Annotated in this window: 23 protein-coding genes; 7 read left to right on the top strand and 16 right to left on the bottom strand. The window is 68.1% G+C overall.

The genetic code is table 11. From position 1 onward, the window contains the following. Positions 1-48: 48 nt before the first annotated feature. Positions 49-675: a molybdenum ABC transporter ATP-binding protein gene (locus OLX23_RS15705; RefSeq protein WP_264445958.1), complete on the bottom strand. Its 627-nt coding sequence runs from the start codon at positions 673-675 to the stop codon at positions 49-51. Further along, positions 665-1,363, bottom strand: a complete 699-nt coding sequence (modB, locus tag OLX23_RS15700; RefSeq protein ID WP_264445957.1) for a molybdate ABC transporter permease subunit — start codon at positions 1,361-1,363, stop codon at positions 665-667. Before modB ends, OLX23_RS15705 begins: the two co-directional genes overlap by 11 nt. A 237-nt stretch (positions 1,364-1,600) precedes the next feature. On the opposite strand from modB, the gene OLX23_RS15695 reads away from it, so the two are divergent. Genes OLX23_RS15695 through OLX23_RS15685 form a run of 3 tightly spaced genes read left to right on the top strand, consistent with a single transcriptional unit; the run spans position 1,601 to position 3,377 of the window. Beyond that, on the top strand, positions 1,601-1,810 hold the full coding sequence (locus OLX23_RS15695; protein WP_264445956.1) for a hypothetical protein: 210 nt from the start codon (positions 1,601-1,603) through the stop codon (positions 1,808-1,810). A 1-nt stretch (position 1,811) separates the two neighbouring features. After that, positions 1,812-2,699, top strand: a complete 888-nt coding sequence (locus tag OLX23_RS15690) for a bestrophin family protein (protein ID WP_264445955.1) — start codon at positions 1,812-1,814, stop codon at positions 2,697-2,699. A gap of 45 nt (positions 2,700-2,744) precedes the next feature. After that, complete coding sequence (locus tag OLX23_RS15685; protein WP_264445954.1) at positions 2,745-3,377, top strand: LysE family translocator; 633 nt, start codon at positions 2,745-2,747, stop codon at positions 3,375-3,377. Here OLX23_RS15685 and OLX23_RS15680 read toward each other — a convergent pair whose 3' ends face one another. From OLX23_RS15680 to metC, 7 genes are all read right to left on the bottom strand, one after another. Next, a complete protein-coding gene (locus OLX23_RS15680; RefSeq protein ID WP_264445953.1) occupies positions 3,378-4,178 on the bottom strand; it encodes a phosphoadenylyl-sulfate reductase in 801 nt (266 codons plus the stop codon). It abuts the gene before it with no gap. After that, positions 4,171-4,599: a DUF934 domain-containing protein gene (locus OLX23_RS15675; RefSeq protein WP_264445952.1), complete on the bottom strand. Its 429-nt coding sequence runs from the start codon at positions 4,597-4,599 to the stop codon at positions 4,171-4,173. Before OLX23_RS15675 ends, OLX23_RS15680 begins: the two co-directional genes overlap by 8 nt. After that, positions 4,592-6,220, bottom strand: coding sequence for a nitrite/sulfite reductase (locus OLX23_RS15670; protein ID WP_264445951.1), 1,629 nt, complete (start codon positions 6,218-6,220; stop codon positions 4,592-4,594). The genes OLX23_RS15675 and OLX23_RS15670 overlap by 8 nt, the downstream gene beginning before the upstream one ends. A 1-nt stretch (position 6,221) precedes the next feature. Beyond that, the gene (locus tag OLX23_RS15665; RefSeq protein WP_264445950.1) at positions 6,222-6,518 is read right to left on the bottom strand and encodes a DUF2849 domain-containing protein; all 297 of its coding nucleotides are present in this window, start codon (positions 6,516-6,518) and stop codon (positions 6,222-6,224) included. After that, positions 6,515-7,297, bottom strand: a complete 783-nt coding sequence (cobA, locus tag OLX23_RS15660; RefSeq protein WP_264445949.1) for a uroporphyrinogen-III C-methyltransferase — start codon at positions 7,295-7,297, stop codon at positions 6,515-6,517. The genes OLX23_RS15665 and cobA overlap by 4 nt, the downstream gene beginning before the upstream one ends. Positions 7,298-7,424: 127 nt before the next feature. Then, positions 7,425-8,318, bottom strand: a complete 894-nt coding sequence (locus OLX23_RS15655) for a mechanosensitive ion channel family protein (RefSeq protein ID WP_319641324.1) — start codon at positions 8,316-8,318, stop codon at positions 7,425-7,427. Continuing rightward, on the bottom strand, positions 8,315-9,517 hold the full coding sequence (gene metC, locus OLX23_RS15650) for a cystathionine beta-lyase (RefSeq protein WP_264445948.1): 1,203 nt from the start codon (positions 9,515-9,517) through the stop codon (positions 8,315-8,317). The genes OLX23_RS15655 and metC overlap by 4 nt, the downstream gene beginning before the upstream one ends. A gap of 154 nt (positions 9,518-9,671) precedes the next feature. Between metC and OLX23_RS15645 the strand changes: the two genes are divergently transcribed. Then, a complete protein-coding gene (locus OLX23_RS15645; protein WP_264445947.1) occupies positions 9,672-10,499 on the top strand; it encodes a DUF6454 family protein in 828 nt (275 codons plus the stop codon). Between the two features lie 23 nt (positions 10,500-10,522). Here OLX23_RS15645 and OLX23_RS15640 read toward each other — a convergent pair whose 3' ends face one another. The 3 genes from OLX23_RS15640 to OLX23_RS15630 form a co-directional block, all read right to left on the bottom strand. Beyond that, on the bottom strand, positions 10,523-11,209 hold the full coding sequence (locus OLX23_RS15640; protein ID WP_264445946.1) for a pentapeptide repeat-containing protein: 687 nt from the start codon (positions 11,207-11,209) through the stop codon (positions 10,523-10,525). Positions 11,210-11,392: 183 nt separating this feature from the next. Next, the gene (gene sseA, locus OLX23_RS15635) at positions 11,393-12,238 is read right to left on the bottom strand and encodes a 3-mercaptopyruvate sulfurtransferase (protein ID WP_264445945.1); all 846 of its coding nucleotides are present in this window, start codon (positions 12,236-12,238) and stop codon (positions 11,393-11,395) included. 72 nt (positions 12,239-12,310) lie between these two features. Then, the gene (locus OLX23_RS15630; protein WP_264445944.1) at positions 12,311-13,552 is read right to left on the bottom strand and encodes a hypothetical protein; all 1,242 of its coding nucleotides are present in this window, start codon (positions 13,550-13,552) and stop codon (positions 12,311-12,313) included. 116 nt (positions 13,553-13,668) lie between these two features. Here OLX23_RS15630 and queF point away from each other — a divergent pair, with 116 nt between their 5' ends. Beyond that, positions 13,669-14,136, top strand: a complete 468-nt coding sequence (gene queF / locus OLX23_RS15625; RefSeq protein ID WP_264445943.1) for a preQ(1) synthase — start codon at positions 13,669-13,671, stop codon at positions 14,134-14,136. Here queF and OLX23_RS15620 read toward each other — a convergent pair. Beyond that, entirely contained in the window at positions 14,118-14,411 is a 294-nt protein-coding gene (locus OLX23_RS15620; RefSeq protein WP_264445942.1) for a hypothetical protein, read from the bottom strand. The genes queF and OLX23_RS15620 overlap by 19 nt on opposite strands. A gap of 131 nt (positions 14,412-14,542) precedes the next feature. Between OLX23_RS15620 and trxC the strand changes: the two genes are divergently transcribed. Next, entirely contained in the window at positions 14,543-14,992 is a 450-nt protein-coding gene (gene trxC / locus OLX23_RS15615) for a thioredoxin TrxC (protein ID WP_264445941.1), read from the top strand. A gap of 219 nt (positions 14,993-15,211) precedes the next feature. Here trxC and OLX23_RS15610 read toward each other — a convergent pair whose 3' ends face one another. Further along, positions 15,212-16,099, bottom strand: coding sequence for an SDR family NAD(P)-dependent oxidoreductase (locus OLX23_RS15610; protein WP_264445940.1), 888 nt, complete (start codon positions 16,097-16,099; stop codon positions 15,212-15,214). A 130-nt stretch (positions 16,100-16,229) separates the two neighbouring features. Between OLX23_RS15610 and modA the strand changes: the two genes are divergently transcribed. Beyond that, entirely contained in the window at positions 16,230-16,988 is a 759-nt protein-coding gene (gene modA / locus OLX23_RS15605) for a molybdate ABC transporter substrate-binding protein (RefSeq protein ID WP_264445939.1), read from the top strand. 28 nt (positions 16,989-17,016) lie between these two features. Here the strand turns inward: modA and OLX23_RS15600 are convergent, their stop codons facing one another. Continuing rightward, positions 17,017-17,925, bottom strand: a complete 909-nt coding sequence (locus OLX23_RS15600) for an NAD-dependent epimerase/dehydratase family protein (protein ID WP_264445938.1) — start codon at positions 17,923-17,925, stop codon at positions 17,017-17,019. Continuing rightward, a complete protein-coding gene (gene proB, locus OLX23_RS15595; RefSeq protein WP_264445937.1) occupies positions 17,922-19,052 on the bottom strand; it encodes a glutamate 5-kinase in 1,131 nt (376 codons plus the stop codon). Before proB ends, OLX23_RS15600 begins: the two co-directional genes overlap by 4 nt. Between the last annotated feature and the right edge of the window lie 20 nt (positions 19,053-19,072).

The following is a 19,072-nucleotide window of genomic DNA, read 5'->3' as shown; positions in this document are numbered from 1 at the left end:
TCGCGGGGGTGACGAGAAAGAGGTCGGACAAGGACGAACCTGGCGAACCTATCCCCCGATCGGGATCACCGTGTCGGCCAGCCGTTCGACCTCGGCGCGGTCGTGGCTGACGTAGAGGATCGGCAGGCGCAGTTCATCGCGCACACGCAGGATCACCTGCATGATCTCCTCGCGCCGCGGCATGTCGAGCGAGGACAGCGGCTCGTCCATCAGCAGGAATTTCGGCCCGCGCAGCAGGGCCCGGCCGATCGCCACGCGCTGCGCCTCGCCGCCCGAGAGCGTGCGCGGCATCCGGCCCAGCAGGTGACCGATGCCGAGGAAGTCGACCGCCTCGTCGAGCCCCATCCAGCGCTGGTCGGCGGGCGCGAGCCGCCAGCCGTAGAGCAGATTGTCGCGCACCGACTTGTGCGGGAACAGCCGGCCGTCCTGGAAGACGTAGCCGCAGGCGCGGCGCTCGGGCGGCAGGTCGATCCGGCGCTCGCTGTCGAACAGCACGGTCTCGCCGACCGCGATACGCCCGCGCACCGGGCGCAGCAGCCCCGCAACGGCGTCGAGGATCGAGGTCTTGCCCGCGCCCGAGGGGCCGAACAGCGCGATCAGGCCCTTGGGCACGGTGTAATTCGCCACGATCCGCGCTTCGCCACGCTCGATCGCGACGTCGATCTCAAAGGACATGGCCCGGCCCCCGCCCGCTGCGCCGTGCCAGAATCTCCGAGGCGACCAGCGCCGCCAGCGACAGCAGCACCGAGATCACCGCCAGCCGCGTCACCGCAGCCTCGCCGCCGGGCACCTGCAGCGCCGCATAGATCGCCAGCGGCAGGGTCTGCGTCTCACCGGGGATGTTCGAGACGAAGGTGATCGTCGCGCCGAATTCGCCGATCGAGCGCGCGAAGCCGAGCACGAGACCCGCAAGCACGCCGGGCATGGTCAGCGGCAGGGTGACGGTGAAGAAGGTGCGCCAAGGCCCCGCCCCCAGCGTCCGCGCGGCGCCCTCGAGCCGGCGATCGACCGCCTCGATCGACAGCCGCATCGCGCGCACCATCAAGGGCAGCGCCATGACCGCGGCGGCCAGCGCGGCGCCGGTCCAGCGGAACATGAAGGTCAGCCCCAGGGTCTCGGCGAAGAAGCGCCCCGCCGGCCCGTTCGCGCCGAAGGCCAGCAGCAGCATCCAGCCGGTCACCACCGGCGGCAGGACCAACGGCAGATGGACCAGCGCGTCGAGCAGGACCTTGCCCGGGAAGCGCCCGCGCGCGAGCAGCCATGCCAGCGCGAAGGCCGGCGGCAAGGCGAGCAGGATCGCGACGCCGCTGACGCGCAGCGACAGCGCGACGATCTGCCACTCTTCGGGTGAAAACAGCCCCATCGGCGCCTGACTATCCCACTCGTCCCATCATTGCGAGCGAAGCGAAGCATGCGCCTGCGCAATTCCGCACGACGCTTGCCCGGCGGATATTCGACCGTGTGCGCGCCGACGTCACTGGCCGTCGCTCAGTCACGCCTCACCCCAATGTTGCGTCGCAGCAAAATTTTCTTACGAACAAGACGAATAAAATCAGCCTTCTATTCCTAGCTTTGCCCCTCAATTTCGCAGGAGCAACAAATGTCCAAGCCCGATCGCAACCCGCGTGAAGACGCCGATGAAGCTCTTTCGGCCTCGGCGCGTTCCAACATCGCCATGCTGATTTTCGGCTTCCTCACGCTCTGTTTTCTCGTTGCCATCGACCACGAGGAGTGGTTCCACCTGCGTCCGATCAGCGCCGGCGCCATCGCGGTGTCCAACGCTTCGGATCATGCCAAGGAGGCGCGATGACATGATCGTCAAGGCGACACCCAGCCTCAAGCAGATCGTCCGCGAGGTCTGGCGGCCGCTCACGATCCTGTTCGTCTGGGACGTGTTCGTGACCATCGCCTATTTCCGCCCGAGCTTCACCGCGCCCGAACTGCCGCTGACCCTGTTCGGTTCGGTGCTGGCGCTGTTTCTCGGGTTTCGCAGCAATTCGGCCTACCAGCGATGGTGGGAGGGGCGATCGCTGTGGGGGCTGATGATCAATGCCAGCCGCAGCCTGGCGCGCAGCGTGCGCAATTTCATGCCCGATGCCGCGGCGGTGCCGCTCAAGCGCGAGATCGTCCGGCGCCAGATCGCCTATGTCAACGCGCTGCGCTGCCAGCTTCGCCGCCAGCCGATGGACGAGGAGGTCGTCCGCTTCATCGACGATCCGGTCGAGGACCTGGCGCTGGCCCGCGCCAACGTCGCCAACGGCCTGCTCGACGGCACCGGCCGGCGGGTCGCCGATGCGCGCGCCGAGGGCTGGATCGATTCGATCCAGCAGGCGCAGATCGAGGCGGTGCTGGTCGACATCGCCAATGCCCAGGGCGGCATGGAGCGGATCAAGAACACGCCGCTGCCGGTGCACTACCGCTTCTTCCCGACCCTGTTCACCCACCTGTTCTGCATCCTGCTGCCGTTCGGCCTGGTCGAGACCCTGGGGCTCGCGACGCCGCTGGGATCGACCGTGGCGGGGCTGATGTTCCTCGCGGTGCTGGCGATCGGCGACGATCTGGCCGAGCCGTTCGACAACCAGGTCCACGACCTGCCGCTGTCGGCGATGTGCCGCACGATCGAGATCGATCTGCTCCAGGCGATCGGCGACGAGCCACGCCCGCCATTGCAGGCGGACAAATACGGCGTGCTCTGGTAGGTTTTCGGGGGTAGGTCTTCGCGCCGAGCCTGCTGGAGACCGCCGATGCCGAGCACCGCCAATCTGATCGCCTTCGCCCTGATCGCGCTCGGCATGGTGCTCACGCCGGGGCCGAACATGGTCTACCTGATTTCGCGGTCGATCTGCCAGGGCCGCCTGGCCGGGCTGATCTCGCTGGGCGGCGTGGCGCTGGGCTTCCTGTTCTACATGCTCTGCGCGGCCTTCGGCATCACCACGCTCGTGCTGGCCGTGCCCTATGCCTACGACGCGATCCGCATGGCCGGCGCGGCCTATCTGCTGTGGCTGGCCTGGCAGGCGCTGCGCCCTGGCGGCCGCTCGCCGTTCGAGGTCCGCGAACTGCCGGTCGACGGACCGCGCAAGCTGTTCCTGATGGGGTTCCTGACCAACCTGCTCAATCCGAAGATCGCGGTGATGTATCTGTCGCTGCTGCCGCAGTTCATCGATCCCGCGCGCGGCTCGGTGCTGAGCCAGGCGCTGGCGCTCGGCTCGACGCAGATCGTCATCAGCGTGATGGTCAATGCCGCGATCGCGGTCTCGGCCGCATCGATCGCCGGGTTCCTCACGCGGCGCCCAACCTGGGCGACGGTTCAGCGCTGGCTGATGGGAACGGTGCTCGCCGGGCTCGCGGTCAGAATGGCGACCGAAGCCCGGCGATAATCAGAACACCGGATCGTAGCCCGGAGGCAGTTCGCCGTCGTCGGCGTCGGGCTTGCCGGGGACGTGGATGCCGCATTCGGTCTTGTCCCAGCCCTTCCAGCGGCCCGAGCGCGGGTCTTCGCCCGGCGCGACCTTGGTCGTGCAGGGCGAGCAGCCGATCGAGGGATAACCCTCGGCCACCAACGGGTGCGGCGGCAGATCGTGCTCGGCGATGTAGGCGGCGAGGTCCTCGGCGGTCCAGTCGATCAGCGGGTTGATCTTGAGCCGGCCCTGGGCGTCGGTCACGTCGATCTCGAAGCGCGGCAGGTTGGCGCGGGTCGCCGCCTGGAACGCCTTGCGACCGGTGATCGTCGCGTCGTAGCCGGCCAGCGCCTTGGCCAGCGGCTTGACCTTGCGGATCTCGCAGCAGCCGTCGGGGTCGTAGGACCAGCGCAGCCCGCTCTCGTCCTTCTTGGCCAGATCGGCCTCGTCGGGCGTGAGGTTGATCACGTTGGTCAGGCCCAGCCGGGCGATCAGCTCGTCGCGATAGGCCAGCGTCTCGGGGAAGTGCTTGCCGGTCTCGAGGAACAGCACGGGGATGCCCGGATCGATCCGCGAGACGAGGTGCAACAGCACCGCGCTCTCGGCGCCGAAGCTCGACACCACGGCGACATCGCCCGCGGCACCGCTCTTGAGCACGCTGGAAAGCATTTCCAGCGTCTCGGTGCCACGGAACATGCGGTTGAGGCGGATCGCATCCGCCTCGGTGAAACGCGGGCCCGTGTCGATACGGTCTACGGCGCGCACTTGTACGTCAGCCATGCCTCTTGGCCCAGATGGGCTGGCGGCCGTCACCAGTCGCCTGATAGACGTCGGGCCAGCGGTTGAAAGCATTCTCCGCATCGACGGGATCGAGCGGGGTGTTCGGTGCGAAGCTGTCGAAGCCGCAGCGGCGCAGGTGACCGAGCTGGTCGACGAAGACCGAGCCGATCGCGCGCAGCTCACCGTCGTAGCCGGCCTCGCGCAGGATGCGCGCGGCCGAGTAGCCGCGGCCGTCCATGAAGCCAGGGAATTCGACTTCGACGAGGCGAATGCGATCGAGGAACGGCAGCAGCACGCGCGCGTCCTCGCCGGTTTCCAGACGCACGGCGGCGGCATTGGTCTGCTCGCCGAAAGCGTCGACCGTCACGGCCGGGTCACCCACGGGCTCGTCGTCGCGGAAGCGGAACTGGGTCTCAACCATAAATAGCTTCCTTGAACGGGGCCATGCCGATGCGGCGGTAGGTATCGAGGAAGCGTTCCTCGCCTTCCTTGTTCGCCAGGTAGACGTTGGTGGCCTTCTCGACCGCATCGACGATGCCGTCCTCGGAGAAGCCGGGGCCGGTGATCGTGCCGAGCGAGGTGTCCGCGCCTTCCGAGCCGCCGAGCAGCAGCTGGTAGTTCTCGACGCCCTTGCGGTCGACACCCAGGATGCCGATGTGGCCGGCGTGGTGGTGGCCGCAGGCGTTGATGCAGCCCGAGATCTTGAGCTTGAGCTCGCCCAGCTCTTCCTGCTTGCCGGCGAAGCGCTCCGAGATCTTCTGCGCGACCGGAATCGAGCGCGCGTTGGCCAGGCTGCAATAGTCGAGCCCCGGGCAGGCGATGATGTCGCCGATGCCATCGAGATTCGCGGTCGACAGGTCGGCCGCGTCGAGCTTCTGCCACAGCGTGTAGAGATCGGACTTCCTGACGTGCGGGAAGACGATGTTCTGCGCATGGGTCACGCGCAGCTCGTCGAAGCTGTAGTCCTTCGCCAGGTCGGCCATCAGGCGGATCTGGTCGGCGCTGGCGTCACCGGGGATGCCGCCAACGGGCTTCAGGCTGACGACGGCGATGACGTAGCCCTTCGCCTTGTGCGCGACGGTGTTGTTCTTCACCCAGACCGCGAAGTCGGGATCGGACAGGTCGAGATCGTCCGAAGCCGCGGCGTCGAAGGCCGGATCGGCGAAGTAGGGAATGATCCGCTCGAGCTCGGCGATCGGCGGTTCGATGCCCTGCGTGAGCAGGTGCGCGAACTCTTCCTCAACCTGGCGCGTGTACTCGTCCTTGCCCATTTCGTGGACCAGGATCTTGATGCGCGCCTTGTACTTGTTGTCGCGCCGGCCGTAGCGGTTGTAGACGCGCAGGCACGCCTCCGAATAGGTAATCAGCTGGTCGAGCGGCACGAACGGATTGATCAGCGGCGCGATCATCGGGGTGCGGCCCATGCCGCCGCCGACGTAGAAGGCGCAGCCGATCTCGCCCGCATCGTTCTTGACGATCTCGATGCCGATGTCGTGCAGGCGCATGGCCGCGCGATCGGTCTTCGAGGCGATCACCGCGATCTTGAACTTGCGCGGCAGGTGCAGGAATTCGGGGTGGAAGCTCGACCACTGGCGCAGCAGCTCGGCATAGGGGCGCGGGTCGATCAGCTCGTCCTTCGCGGCGCCGGCATACTGGTCCGAACTGATGTTGCGGATGCAGTTGCCGCTGGTCTGGATGGCGTGCATTTCCACCTTGGCGAGGTCGGCCAGGATGTCGGGCGCCTCGTCCAGCTTGATCCAGTTGTACTGGATGTTCTGGCGGGTGGTGAAGTGGCCATAGCCGCGGTCGTACTTGTCGGCGATGTCGCCGAGCATGCGCATCTGCGCCGAGCTCAGGGTGCCGTAGGGCACGGCGACGCGCAGCATGTAGGCGTGCAGTTGGAGATAGAGGCCGTTTTGCAGGCGCAGCGGGCGGAAGTTCTCCTCGGCCAGCGTGCCCTCGATGCGGCGACGGGTCTGGTCGCGGAATTCCTCGACGCGGGTGTCGACCATGGCCTGGTCGTAGCTGTCGTACTTGTACATCTCAGATCACCCAGTTGATCGCCGAGGGATCGGCGGGCTTGAGGGTCAGGTCGGGGCGCACGGTGGGGCCCAGCGCGCGGATGCGCTCCTTGATGTGGTTCGGGCGGACGCCTTCGGGCGTCTGCGTGGCGTCGACCACGTAGGACGAGTTGACGTGGCGTGCGGCTTCCTCGCGCGCGAGAATCTCGTCGGCGTGTTCGCTGGCGTCGACCGCGTCGTCGACATGGAGCGACCAGCCCTGGCCGTCCCACCAGATGACCGCGCCTGATTTCAGGTCGTTGCCCGTTAGAATCTTCACTTTGCTACCTCCCGCGCGATCTTGCGCAGTTCTTGTTCTGGTTCGGCGGTGACGTCGCCGATGACGATGAGGGCGGGGCTCTTAACCCGATGCGTTTCAACGAGCGAGGGCAAACCCGCAAGCGGTCCACGCAAAACGCGCATTTCGGGCCGGCTGGCATTCTCGATCACCGCGACGGGCACGTCGGGGGCGAGGCCATCGGCCATCAGCTTCTCGGAAATCGCCTCGCTGGTGGCGACGCCCATGTAGATCACCAGGGTGCGGCCCTTGCCGGCGAGGCCCGACCAGTCCTGCTCGGTCAGGCCCTTGCACTGGCCGGCGACGAAGCTGACGATCGAGGCGCTGTCGCGGTGGGTCAGCGGGATCTGCGCGGCGGCTGAAGCGCCGGTCGCGGCGGTGATGCCGGGGACGATCTCGACCGGCACGCCGGCCTCGCGGCAGGCCTCGGCCTCTTCGCCGCCGCGACCGAAGACGAAGGGATCGCCGCCCTTGAGCCGGACCACGTCGTGACCGGCCAGCGCCTCGGCGACGAGCAGGGCGTTGATCGCCTCCTGCTTCATCGTGTGGCGTGCGCGGCTCTTGGCAACCGAGACCAGCTTGGCGGCGGGATGCGCGAGCGCCAGGATCGCCGGATCGACCAGCCCGTCGTGCACGATCAGCTTGGCACCGCCGATCAACCGCGCGGCGCGCAGGGTCAGCAGGTCGGGATCGCCGGGGCCGGCGCCGACCAGATGGACGGTTCCGGGCTTGGCGGCCGATGATGACGGGGATTCGCTCATGGAGGCGCATTTGGCGACGAATGGCCAGCCGTACCAGTCAGATTGCATTGGGATGGGGCTAGGAGAACTTTAGCGCGCCTCGGGGGGTGTTCTGCAGCCCCTCTGCCAGGCCGCGCGGCGCCGGATGCTACCGGTCGACCTGCAGCGGATCGTTGGGCCAGTCGCGCAGGCGAATGTCGCGCTGCGGCGCCGGCACGCGCAGGCCGTTCTCGCGGAACAGGGCCCAGAGCCGCTTGAGCACGTCCGAGCGGACGTTGCCGATGCCCTCCTCGGGATCGTCGATCCAGATCTGGATCTCGAACTGGATGCCGTTCTCGCCGAGCGTGTGCAGCCAGACCGAGGGCGCAGGATTGTCGAGCACGCGGTCGGTCTCGCGCGCGGCCTGGAGCATCAGCGCCTCGGCGAAGGCGATGTCGGTGTCGTAGGTCACGCTGACGGGCACCTTCACGCGCACGTCGCGGCTCGAATAGGACCAGTTCTCGACCTGATTGATCATCAGGTTCTCGTTCGGGATCAGGTATTCCTTCTTGTCGCGCGTGATCACCGAGACCGCACGGATGCCGATCTTCTTGACCTGGCCGACCGTGTTCGAAACGCCGTCGTTGACCGCGATGACGTCGCCCGGCTTGATCGAGCGGTCCATCAGCAGGATGATTCCGGCGATCAGGTTGCCGAAGGTCTTCTGCAGACCGAAACCGATGGCGAGGCCGAAGGCGCCCGAGAACACGGTCAGCGCGGTCAGGTTGATGCCGAGCAGGTCGATCCCGACGAGGATCGCGATGACCCAGACGATGATCGAGACGATCTTCTCGCCGATCAGCCGCTCGGCCGCGTCGAGTGGCGTGATGCGGTGGATGATCCGCCGCGACACCCCGCTGGCAAGACGGCCGGCGACGAAGACCCCGGCGACGACGAGGACGATCAGGATCGCCCGATATATCGAAATACGCGAAGAGCCGACGTCGAAGCCGATCGAGTCGAGATGCCGGACGACTTCGGAAAGGCCGGCTTCCCAGGTCATAGGGCCGCGAAGCCGCGTTCGAGATCGGCGATGAGGTCGCGCGGATCCTCGAGCCCGATCGCCAGGCGCAGGCCGAAGCGGTCGGCCGGATCCCAGCCCGCGGGCGGCCAGGGCGTGACCGCGCGGATCGGTGCGGGATCGACGGGCACGACCAGGCTCTCATAGCCGCCCCACGAATAGCCGATGCCGAACAAGGTCAGCGCGTCGACGAAGCGCGCGCGCGCCTGAGCGTCCCCGCCCTTGAACACGAAGCTGAACAGCCCGCAGCCGCCGGTGAAGTCGCGCGCCCAGATCTCGTGCCCCGGCGCGCCAGGCAGTATCGGGCAGAGCACCTGCGCAACTTCGGGCCGCGCGCGCAGCCATTCGGCGATCTGAAGCGCACTTGAGGTTTCCTGCTTGAGCCGGATTCCCAGGGTGCGCAGCCCGCGCAGCGCGAGCGCGGCGTCGTCGGGCGAAACGACCTGACCCAGCTGCTGCGCGCGCTTGCGCAGCAGCGCGTAATATTTCTCGCCGGCCGATGCGGCGCCCATCATCAGGTCCGAATGGCCGCCGACGTGCTTCGACAGCGACATGACGGTGATGTCGACGCCGCGTTCGAGCGCGGGGAAGCCGAGCGGGCTGGCCCAGGTGTTGTCGAACACCGAGACGAGCCCGTGCCGCCGCGCGATCGTGGCGAGCGCGGGCACGTCCTGCACTTCCATCGTCAGGCTGCCCGGCGCCTCGAGCAGCACCGCGCGACTGCGTTCGCAGATCGCAGCTTCGAGCGAGGCCGGATCGAGCGGATCGAAGAACCGCGTCTCGACGCCGAAGTCGGTCAGCAGGCCCAGCCCCATCGCGCGCGTCGGGTCATAGGCGTTGTCGGTGATCAGCAACACGTCGCCGGCCTTGAGCACGGCCATCAGCGCCCCGGCGAGCGCGGCGACGCCCGAGGGATAGAGGATCGTGCCCGCGGCGCCGGGCTCGATCTCGGTCAGCGCCTCGGCCAGGGCCCACTGCGTCGGCGCGCCGCGGCGGCCGTAGAAAAAACGCCCGTCCTCGTTGCGGCGCGGCCCGTCCTTGAGCGCGGCCATGTCGGGATAGAGATGCGTCGAGGCGCGCCAGATCGGCGGATTGACCACAGGCCCCGTCCATTCGGGCCGCCGCCCGGCGGACACGAGGCGGGTGGCGATGTTCTGCTTGTCGTTCGGACCTTTTGCCATTGGCCGAGCCTTACCGCCGCGACGCGCGGCAGGGCAAGGACTTGGCTCCGAAATCGCGGCGCTTCCCGCCCCCAATGCTGCATCGCAGCAATCATCCTGACACAGAACTGCGCCATCGCGCGAGGACCGAAACGATCGGCGAAGGGCACGACCGATGACGCGCAACCCTCTGAAATTCGGTGCGACGGCACTCTTGCTGGTGCTGTGGAGTCTATCGGTCGCGGCGGCGCCCGACAGACCAGACGCGGATTGGGCGGGCAGCGGTATCGAGAACGCCCGCCTGCAAGGCACGCTCAAGCTCGACGGCGAGGTCTTCCACGTCCAGGGGCTTGAGCTCGACGCGCGGCGGATATGGCTGACCTCGGTCGATCAGGCGAACCGCAAAGGCTACCTGCACCTGTTCGACCGGACCAGCGGCAAGCTCCTACGGCGCATCGAACTGACCGATGGCGCGCGCTATCATCCGGGCGGCATTTCGCGCTCGGGTCGGTCGCTGTGGATTCCGGTGGCCGAGATGCGGCCCGACAGCTCGGCCGTGCTGATCGAGCTCGATGCCGACAGTCTGCGCCTAAGCCGCAAGATCCGCGTCGCCGATCATCTCGGCTGCGTCGCGGCCTCGGGACATATCCTGGTCGCGGGCAACTGGGACAGCCGGATGTTCTATGTCATTGATCTCGCCGCGCCCGGACGGGTGCGCAAGCTGGCCAATCCGTCGCCGACGCATCACCAGGACATCAAGTTCGTCGGCGATCAGCTGGTCGCGGCGGGCAATCTGAGCTTGTGGAGCGGCACCGTCGACTGGATCGACTGGCCGTCGATGCGACTGCGGCGGACCTTGCGGGCGGGCGCCATCGGCCCGGTCCGTCCGTTCGGTCGCGGCGGACCGCTGACGGGCGAAGGCATGACGATCGACGGTCGCGATCTCTACGTCGTTCCCGAAGACGGCCCGAGCCGCCTGTTCCGCTACCGCCTCGACGTTTGAGCGCGGCGAGGAACGATCGGCCTCTAGCGCACGTTCAGGCCGAGCTGGCCAAGGAGTTGGGCGGCCTGGTCCCGCGAGATCGTCGCACCGCGGAACATCGTCGCGTCGAACAGTTGCAGCCCGCCGAGATCGGCGCCGCGCAGGTCGGCGCCGTCGAAGCGTGCGCCGTCCATATTGGCTTCGCGCAGGCTGCATTCGACGAAGGTGGTCTGGCGAAAATCGCATTTGCGCAGATCGGCCTGCGAAAAGTCGATGCGGTTCAGCGTGACCTTGCGGAATGAACGGCCGGCGAGCTTGGCGTTGACGAGCAGCGTCTCGGCGAAGTGGATTTCGAGGCCCTTAACCTCGAACAGATCGGCCCCGGTCAGCTTGCATTGATCGAACGTGGCCGCCTGCAGGTTGGCGCGCTTGAACGAGACGTTGTTGAAATCGCTCGCGACGACGGTCGCGGCGCCCAGGTCGGAGCCGGTGAAATTGGCGAAAGCGCCGCGGCACGATTGCCAGGCCGTGTCTTCGAGGCGGGCACGGCTGAGATCGGCTCGTCGCACATTGCATCGCTCGAACCGCCAGCCGGCAAGGTCGAGGCCCGAGAGATCTGCCTCCTCCAGATCGCAGTCGATCAAGATCTGGGGCCGTCCGGCCAGTCGCTCGATGTCGGCACGCGCCAGGGTCTGGTTGCGAACCGCGCGATCGGCGAAGAGATCATCCATCACTTGTTGATAGCGGCAGTTCGCCGATCGAGCCAGGTTGCAGGGCTTATCGCATTCTTCGTCACCCCGGACTTGATCCGGGGTCCCGCTATTGGTCCGAGCGTATCGCTTGCCGCGATAAGCGGGACCCCGGATCAAGTCCGGGGTGACGGAAGAGCAGGCCTGGATGGCGCTTCACGCGCCTTAGGCCGGTCCCAGCGCTTTCGGCGTTTCGGGATCGGCACCCCATTCGCTCCAGGAGCCGTCGTAGAGCGACACCTTGTCCCTACCGAGCAGATGGAGCGCGAAAGCCACGGCGCAGGCGGTCATGCCGCTGCCGCAAGTGGCGATCACGGGCTTGTCGAGATCGACGCCGGCCTCCTCGAACACCGCGGTCAGCGCGGCCTTGTCCTTGTAGGTGCCGTCGGCGTTGAACAGCGCCTTGTAGGGCACGTTGCGCGAGCCGGGGATGTGGCCCGAGGCGAGGCCCGGGCGGCTCTCCTGCTCCTCGCCGGTGAAACGCGGCGCGCCGCGGGCGTCGACCACTTGCTCTTCGGCATGGCGCAGGTTGGCGAGCACGTCGTCCTTGGTGCGCAGCCGCTTGCTGTCAGACCAGGCGGTGAAGTGGCGTGCGCGCAAGGTGTTGCGACCGGTCTCGATCGCCCGGCCCTCGGCCTTCCACTTGGCGAGGCCGCCGTCGAGCACGGCGACGTGGTGCGCACCGAACACCTGGCGCAGCATGTACCAAGCGCGCGCCGAGGTCTTGATCGCGCTGTCGTCGTAAAGGACGATCCGGCTGCCGTCGCCGAGGCCGAGTTCCTGCATGCGGCTGGCGAACTTCTCGGCCGGGGGCAGCGTGTTGTCGACCGGCGAGGCGGGATCGACGAGTTCGGCCAGGTTCAGGAACACCGCACCGGGAATGTGGCCGGCCTCGTAATCCGCGCGCGCGTCGCGCGCGGCGTCGGCCAGATGATAGCTTGCATCGACGATCCTCAGATCGCTCGCGCCCATCTCATGGGCGAGCCACTCGGTCGAGACCAGGCTGTCCATTGCGTTCCCTTTGTTATTCCGCTGCGACTACTCCGTGGGTGGGCTGGCGTCGAGCCCGATCATGCGGGCCAATCATACCGGGACACCGAGCTCTCTCTGCCCCAGGCCGCGATCGACCCCCGGTCCACGATCGAGCGGGAAAGGCTTCAGCGCCCCGCCCGGCTGCTCGCTGGCCTGGCCCACGACGAAGACGCGCATGGCGACGGTCCCGTTCCCGGCTTCCGCGCGGAAGCGTGCCAAGGGCACGAAGACCCGAGCACCGCCGCGATGAATCGGCAGGATCGAGGCGATCGGCATGCGCAATTCGCCCGCCAGCGAGATCGACTCGCCCGGCGCCAGATTGGTCGCCTCGTGCAAGGTCGCCAGGGCCGCGTCGACCGGCAACAATTGTTCCTCGGCCGAGAGCGAAGCGTGGGCAGAGACGATGTCGCCGGCCAGCCGTAGCGGCCCGGTCTCTGTATCGGCGCGGTTGGTCAGGGTCAGGCGATAGGCGAGCGCGGCGTTGACCATCGCGCGGCTGAGATGGCGCGCCTCGAACTCCATCTCGAGCGGCCCCGCGGCTATCGCCGGCGGTGCGGGCTCTGGCGCAGGCGGCGGCGGCGCCTTGTTGAGCTCCTGCGGGCGCGGCAGCACGGCGGGCGGGCTCGGCTCGGGCCGCGCGGGCGCGGCGGCCGACGCCTCGCTCGGCACCTGGGGCTCCTCGAAGTCCTCTGCCTCGGCCGGGCGAGCCGAACGGTGTCGATAGAACCAGGCGCCAGCGAGCAGCGCCAGCACGGCACCGCCCGCGATCCAGGGCCACGGCGTCGAGCCCGTCGCGACGGTTGCACTCTCCGCGGGAGCCGGAGATTCGACCGCGGGTGCGCTCGCGCTGGGAGCGGGAAGCGGTACCGTGGTGATCTCGGGACGCTCGACACCTGGCGGTGCCGGGGTCGGCGTCGCGCTTCCTGCGGGTGGGCGGCGCAGTTCGATCCCGGCGCCCACGCCCGGGCTCGGTCGCTCGATCGCGCGCGGGCTCGTGGCCTCGCGCGTCGGTGCGGTGGTTGCGGGCGGCACGACGATCGTGGGCGGCGTGGTCACGGGCGCTGCCGCCTCGGGCGCCGGACGCGTGGCCTCGGCAGTCGGGTGCTCGCTGTCGACCGGGCCGGCGGCGGTCGCGGTCGGCGAAGGGCGGGCGGCGGGAAGCTGGAAGTCCTGCACCGATCCCGGGGTTTGGGCCTGTGCGACCGTTATCAGCGCGACCGGAGCGAGCAGCAGCGCGGGCAGCGCCGCCCGGCGCGCGAATCTACCCGATGTTCTCTTTGCTGTCTTGGTCATGTTCCCCGATGCGATCCCGTGTCTCTGCCCAAGTCCCGCGCGCGTGAACGCTGGGTGAACCCTTGCGGCCTGGCCGGCGACTTGTGCGAGCGGCGCGATGACGGCAAGAGGCTAGGATGAGCGATACGCCACAAAATTCGACTCCGTTGCACCTGGGTCAGCAATCCGCCCTGCCCGCCTCGCCCGAGGCGGCCGTGCTCGACTATGTGCCGAATCCGCGCGTGGGCAGCCTCTATCTCGTGCGCTTCGCCGCGCCCGAATTCACCTCGCTGTGCCCGGTCACCGGCCAACCCGACTTCGCCCATCTCGTGCTCGACTATGCGCCGGGCGAGACGATCGTCGAATCGAAGAGCCTCAAGCTGTTCCTCGGCTCGTTCCGCAACCATTGCGGCTTCCACGAGGACGTCACCGTCGGCATCGGCCAGCGGCTGTTCGACGAGATGAAGCCCAAGTGGCTGCGCATCGGCGGCTACTGGTATCCGCGCGGCGGCATTCCGATCGACGTGTTCTGGCAGTCGGACGCGCCGCCAGCAGGACTATGGGTGCCCGACCAGGGCGTCGCCTCCTACCGCGGGCGCGGCTGACCCGGCTGGCCGGACTGGAACGAGGCGAGACGCAGCGAAGCGACCGGCTGGTCTTCGCGCGGCTCACCCGAACTCAGCGCCACATTGGCGCCGATCGGCTGACAGCGTGCCTCGACCGTCGGATAGTCGGCGCTCAATGCGATGTCGCTCTGCAGCGCCATTTCGGCATCGGCCTCGCAAAGCACGCGCGCTTCGTAATGCTTGGGCGTCGTCGCCAGCTTATGGCACTGGGTGCCGTCGTCGGCGCAGCCAAACAGGATAAGCGCGAAGATCATGCCGAAGCTCCTTCGATGAACCGAACGTCATGCGCGACGAAACGGTTCCCCGACTCAACGCATCTTGTGGAAAAAACCTTCGGGACTTCTTTGCGCGCACTGCGTGCCTATCTCGGCAGCGGAGGTGATCGATGAGCGATTCCAAGATCGTGGCCTGTCCGAGCTGTGCGACCCTGAACCGGGTACCGGCCGCCAAGCTGGGCACCGGCGGCACCTGCGGGCGCTGCAAGAGCGCGCTGTTCCAGGCCGCGCCGGTGGTTCTGACCGCTGCCAATTTCGATGCCCATGCGAGCAAGAGCGACCTGCCGCTGCTCGTCGATTTCTGGGCCGCCTGGTGCGGTCCCTGCCGGCAGATGGCGCCGGCCTTCGCCCAGGCGGCGGGTGAGCTCGAACCGGCGATGCGGCTCGGCAAGCTCGACACCGAGGCCGAGCAGGCGATCGCGGGCCGCTACGGCATTCGCTCGATCCCGACCCTGATCCTGTTCCACAGGGGCCGCGAGATCGCGCGCCAGTCGGGCGCAATGCCGCCCGCGGCCATCGTCCGCTGGGCGCGCGAAGCGGCTAGCGCGACAGCCGCCTAGTCCCCGATCCTCTCCTGCAAGGGGAGGGGGACCGCATATGACACGAACGCATCGGTAACGGACTTGCATTCCCGCTTCCCGTCATCCCGGGCTCGACCCGGGATCCCGCTTTTTCCGCAGCGCTGAAAAGTTAGCGGGGCCCCGGGTCAAGCCCGGGGTGACGATATGGGTTGGCGAAGTCATATCCGATTGCCTCCCTCGCAGGAGCGCGCCGAATAATTACCCGGCCAGCCGCTTGAGCGTGCCGCCGAGCGGGGCGGGCATGAAGCTGTCGCCCTCGGGCCAGTCGAGGAAGCCGAAGGCCGCCCAGGTGCCGCCGTCGACGTGGAGCGTCGTGCCGGTGATCGTGCGCGAGAGGTCGCTGACCAGGAACACCACGCCGTCGACCACTTCCTCGACCGTCGGCGGGCGTTTCTGCGGCACGTAGAACTCGATCGACTGGCCCAGTGCATCAGGGCCGAGCTCAGCCAGGCGCGCAAAGTCCTCGGGCGCGAGCGCGGCGTTCGAGGCGCGGGCGAGGCTGGTGTCGCTGGCCAGGCAGTTGACGCGGATCATGTCCTTGCCGAGCTCGACCGCGAGCGCGCGGCTAAAATTGGTCGTCGCGGCCTTGGCGCCGGCATAGACCGCGAAAGTCGCGGCACCGCGATGCGCCTCGATCGTGGTGAAATTGACGATCGCGCCGCCGTTTCCGCTCTGGCGCAGCAGCGGCAGCGCACGGTGGCAGGAGTCGACGACATAGCCGTAGTTGAGCCGGATATCGCGCGCGTGGCTCTCGCGCGTGGTCTTGTCGAACAGCGAACGCGCGACGCCGCCGGGCACGTTGATCAGGATGTCGATATGATCGGTCCGCGCCGCGACCGCATCGTAGAACGCGTCGAGCGAGGCCGGATCGGTCACGTCGGCGTAAAGCGCGGTGATCTTGCCGCCGAGCGCCTCGACCTCCGGCATGATCGCCGCCAGCCCCTCGCGATCGTTGTCGCAGCAGATCACCTCGACGCCTTCGTCGATCAGCCCCAGCGTCACCCCGCGGCCGATGTGGCCGGCCGCGCCGCCCACAACCACCGCGATCTTGCCGCGCATCGCCTCGGCCGCAGCCCGCAGTCCCATATCCATCTCCCATCTGGTTTGCCCCAGCCTATGGCCTGCTGAGCGACTGTTCAATATCGCGCGACAGCTTGCGTCGCCGTGTTCGCTCCGCTTATTATATCCGAACGTATATAGATGACCGGAGATACCGATGCCGCGCCTGCTGGCCTTTCTTGCTCTGCTGTTCGCGGCGATCGTACCGGCCCAGGCGCAAACGCGCGGACCGCTGGTGCTCGCCGCCGCGAGCCTCCAGGAATCGTTGAACGCCGCGGCCGACGGCTGGGCACGCAAAGGCCATCCGCGACCGGTGATCTCCTTCGCCGGCTCCTCGGCGCTCGCTCGCCAGATCGAGGCGGGCGCGCCGGCCGACCTGTTCATCTCGGCCGACGAGGAATGGATGGACTATGTCGCGAACAAGCGGCTGGTGAAGCCGAACACGCGCGTCTCGTTCCTGTTCAACAACCTCGTGCTGGTCGCGCCGACCACGAGCACCCTGCGGCTGACCGTGGCCTCGCGCTTCCCGCTGGCGCGCGCGCTCGGCAACGGCCGGCTGGCCATGGCCGACCCCGACTCTGTGCCCGCGGGCAAGTACGGCAAGGACGCGCTGACCCGGCTCGGCGTCTGGCCCTCGGTCCAGGACCGGATCGCCCGCGCCGAGAACGTGCGCGCCGCGCTGGCGCTGGTCGGCCGCGGCGAGGCGCCGCTGGGGATCGTCTATACCACCGACGCGCTGGCCGATCGCACGGTCAAGGTCGTCGGCCGCTTCCCCGCCAACAGCCATGCGCTGATCGCCTATCCGGTCGCCGTGCTGGCCAAGTCGACCAATCCCGAGGGCGAGGCCTTCCGTCGCTACCTGCTGTCGAACGAAGGCAAGGCGACCTTCCGCCGCTTCGGCTTCGGCACACGCTGAGCAAAAGCGCTTCCACGGCCGAAGCCGGCTAGAGCCAGCCTTCCTTGCGATACCACTGCGCGGTGGCTTTCATGCCCTCGCGCGTCTCCACGCGCGGGCGCCAGAGCGCGGCGGGGACGCGCGCACCGAGGCTGACCACCCAGTCGGGATGGGTCATGTAGCCGACGCGGTCGAGCGTGAGCTTGGCCTTGGCCCCGCGCAGCATGCGGTCGGCCTTGGCCGCCCATTCCATCGTCCGCTTCGACAGGCCGAGCACCTTGGGCCGGCGGCCGACGGACCAGCCGATCATCCGCGCGAGTTCGTAATGGCTCCAACCGCCGCGCTTGCCGTCATCGGGCTCGAAATTCATGTGCGAGACGCCCTCGCCGCCGGGCACCAGCGCCAGCAGCAGCCGCGCGAGGTCGTCGACGTGGATCAACGACGAGCGCCCTTCCTTCGGCGTCGGGATCACCCCCCACTTGGCCGAACGGAACAGCTCGAACACGTCCTTGTCGCGCGGGCCGTAGACGGTCGGCGGGCGCACGATCGTCCAGTCGAGACCCGAGGCCTTGACCACGCGCTCGGCGCGCGCCTTCGAGGCGCCGTAGGCCGAAAGCCCGGGTTCGCGCGCCGACAGCGACGAGACGAAGATCAGCCGCTGCACGCCCGCCGCATGCGCAGCCTCGATCACCGCGAGCGTCCCCGCCACATTGGCTTCCTCGAACTCGGCCGGGCTGTGCGCGGTGGTGAGGCCGGCGACGTGGATCACCGCCTCGACACCCTCGACCAGCTTGGCCAGCGCGCGGCGATCGCCGAGATCACCCTTAATCCAGTCGACGCCGTTGCGTCGCTCCTGCGGCTTGCGCGCCAGCGCCTGGACGACGACGCCCTGCGCCCGCGCCTGCTCGATCAATGCCTGGCCAACGAAACCCGTGCCACCGGTGACGGCGATAGTCATAGCAGGATCAGCTGATCCCGGTGCACGACCGACGAGCGCGGCGAATAGCCGAGGATCGTCTCCTGCTCGCTCGAATGGGTGCCGATCAGCCGGCTGCATTCGATCGCGTCGTATTCGGACAGGCCGTGCGCCAGCGTCCGCCCCTCGCCGTCGCGGATGGCGATGGCGTCACCGCGCTGAAACACGCCTTCGACTTGGGTCACGCCCTTGGCGAGCAGGCTCGAACCCTTGCCCAGCGCCTGGGCGGCGCCGGCATCGACCGTCAGCGAACCGCGCAGCCGCAGCCGCCCGCCGAGCCAGGCCTTGCGCGCGCCGGCCTTGCGCCGCGGCGTGAACAAGGTGCCGATGCCCTGATCCACGGCGCGCGCGATCGGCGTGTCGTAGGTGCCATTGGCAATCGCCAGCGAAATGCCCGCGAGTTCGGCGATCTCGGCCGCCTGCAGCTTCGAGGTCATGCCGCCCGAACCGAGCCCCGAGGCGGAATCGCCGGTGGCCATCGCATGGATCTCGGAAGTGACGCCGTGGACCTCGGGCAGCAGCTTGGCGCCGGGTTCCTTGGGATTGCGATCGTAGAGCCCGTCGACGTCGGACAGCAGCAGCACCGCGCTGGCGCGAGCGGCCTGGGCGACGCGCGCCGCCAGGCGATCGTTGTCGCCGAAGCGGATTTCCTGCGTCGCGACGGAATCGTTCTCGTTGATCACCGGCACGGCGCCGGCGTCGAGCAACCGCGTCAGCGTGGCCGTGGCGTTGAGGTAGCGACGGCGATCCTCGAGATCCTCGAGCGTCAGCAGCAGCTGCGCGGCGGTGAGGCCGTGACGGCCGAGCAGTTCGGCCCAGAGCCCCGACAGTGCGATCTGACCCACCGCAGCCGCGGCCTGGGCGTCGGCAAGGCTGCCGCGTCCACCCTTCTCCAGCCCCAGGGTCGCAGCGCCCAGCGCGATCGCGCCCGAGGAGACGACGATGACGTCCTGGCCCCTCGCCCGCGCCGCGGCGATCTCGGCAACCAGGCCTTCGACCCAGGCGCGGCGCAGCCCCTCGCGGCCGACGAGCAGCGACGAGCCGACCTTCACCACGAGGCGCGGGCAGGCCGTCTTGTCGGCTAGATCGGAAAGGCGGGCAATCGACATGGCGCGGGACTTAGCGAGGG

Source organism: Novosphingobium sp. JCM 18896 (assembly GCF_025938095.1).
Lineage (GTDB): Bacteria > Pseudomonadota > Alphaproteobacteria > Sphingomonadales > Sphingomonadaceae > Novosphingobium.
Note: the sequence above shows the minus strand (reverse complement) of the source record. Positions and strands in the feature narration are given on the sequence as shown.

What these genes read in the sequence shown, in the direction of transcription:
- OLX23_RS15705 (WP_264445958.1), bottom strand. Translation starts at nt 675, where the DNA reads ATGTCCTTTGAGATCGACGTCGCGATCGAGCGTGGCGAAGCGCGGATC.
- modB (WP_264445957.1), bottom strand. Translation starts at nt 1,363, where the DNA reads ATGGGGCTGTTTTCACCCGAAGAGTGGCAGATCGTCGCGCTGTCGCTG.
- OLX23_RS15695 (WP_264445956.1), top strand. Translation starts at nt 1,601, where the DNA reads ATGTCCAAGCCCGATCGCAACCCGCGTGAAGACGCCGATGAAGCTCTT.
- OLX23_RS15690 (WP_264445955.1), top strand. Translation starts at nt 1,812, where the DNA reads ATGATCGTCAAGGCGACACCCAGCCTCAAGCAGATCGTCCGCGAGGTC.
- OLX23_RS15685 (WP_264445954.1), top strand. Translation starts at nt 2,745, where the DNA reads ATGCCGAGCACCGCCAATCTGATCGCCTTCGCCCTGATCGCGCTCGGC.
- OLX23_RS15680 (WP_264445953.1), bottom strand. Translation starts at nt 4,178, where the DNA reads ATGGCTGACGTACAAGTGCGCGCCGTAGACCGTATCGACACGGGCCCG.
- OLX23_RS15675 (WP_264445952.1), bottom strand. Translation starts at nt 4,599, where the DNA reads ATGGTTGAGACCCAGTTCCGCTTCCGCGACGACGAGCCCGTGGGTGAC.
- OLX23_RS15670 (WP_264445951.1), bottom strand. Translation starts at nt 6,220, where the DNA reads ATGTACAAGTACGACAGCTACGACCAGGCCATGGTCGACACCCGCGTC.
- cobA (WP_264445949.1), bottom strand. Translation starts at nt 7,297, where the DNA reads ATGAGCGAATCCCCGTCATCATCGGCCGCCAAGCCCGGAACCGTCCAT.
- OLX23_RS15655 (WP_319641324.1), bottom strand. Translation starts at nt 8,318, where the DNA reads ATGACCTGGGAAGCCGGCCTTTCCGAAGTCGTCCGGCATCTCGACTCG.
- metC (WP_264445948.1), bottom strand. Translation starts at nt 9,517, where the DNA reads ATGGCAAAAGGTCCGAACGACAAGCAGAACATCGCCACCCGCCTCGTG.
- OLX23_RS15645 (WP_264445947.1), top strand. Translation starts at nt 9,672, where the DNA reads ATGACGCGCAACCCTCTGAAATTCGGTGCGACGGCACTCTTGCTGGTG.
- OLX23_RS15640 (WP_264445946.1), bottom strand. Translation starts at nt 11,209, where the DNA reads ATGGATGATCTCTTCGCCGATCGCGCGGTTCGCAACCAGACCCTGGCG.
- sseA (WP_264445945.1), bottom strand. Translation starts at nt 12,238, where the DNA reads ATGGACAGCCTGGTCTCGACCGAGTGGCTCGCCCATGAGATGGGCGCG.
- OLX23_RS15630 (WP_264445944.1), bottom strand. Translation starts at nt 13,552, where the DNA reads ATGACCAAGACAGCAAAGAGAACATCGGGTAGATTCGCGCGCCGGGCG.
- queF (WP_264445943.1), top strand. Translation starts at nt 13,669, where the DNA reads ATGAGCGATACGCCACAAAATTCGACTCCGTTGCACCTGGGTCAGCAA.
- OLX23_RS15620 (WP_264445942.1), bottom strand. Translation starts at nt 14,411, where the DNA reads ATGATCTTCGCGCTTATCCTGTTTGGCTGCGCCGACGACGGCACCCAG.
- trxC (WP_264445941.1), top strand. Translation starts at nt 14,543, where the DNA reads ATGAGCGATTCCAAGATCGTGGCCTGTCCGAGCTGTGCGACCCTGAAC.
- OLX23_RS15610 (WP_264445940.1), bottom strand. Translation starts at nt 16,099, where the DNA reads ATGGGACTGCGGGCTGCGGCCGAGGCGATGCGCGGCAAGATCGCGGTG.
- modA (WP_264445939.1), top strand. Translation starts at nt 16,230, where the DNA reads ATGCCGCGCCTGCTGGCCTTTCTTGCTCTGCTGTTCGCGGCGATCGTA.
- OLX23_RS15600 (WP_264445938.1), bottom strand. Translation starts at nt 17,925, where the DNA reads ATGACTATCGCCGTCACCGGTGGCACGGGTTTCGTTGGCCAGGCATTG.
- proB (WP_264445937.1), bottom strand. Translation starts at nt 19,052, where the DNA reads ATGTCGATTGCCCGCCTTTCCGATCTAGCCGACAAGACGGCCTGCCCG.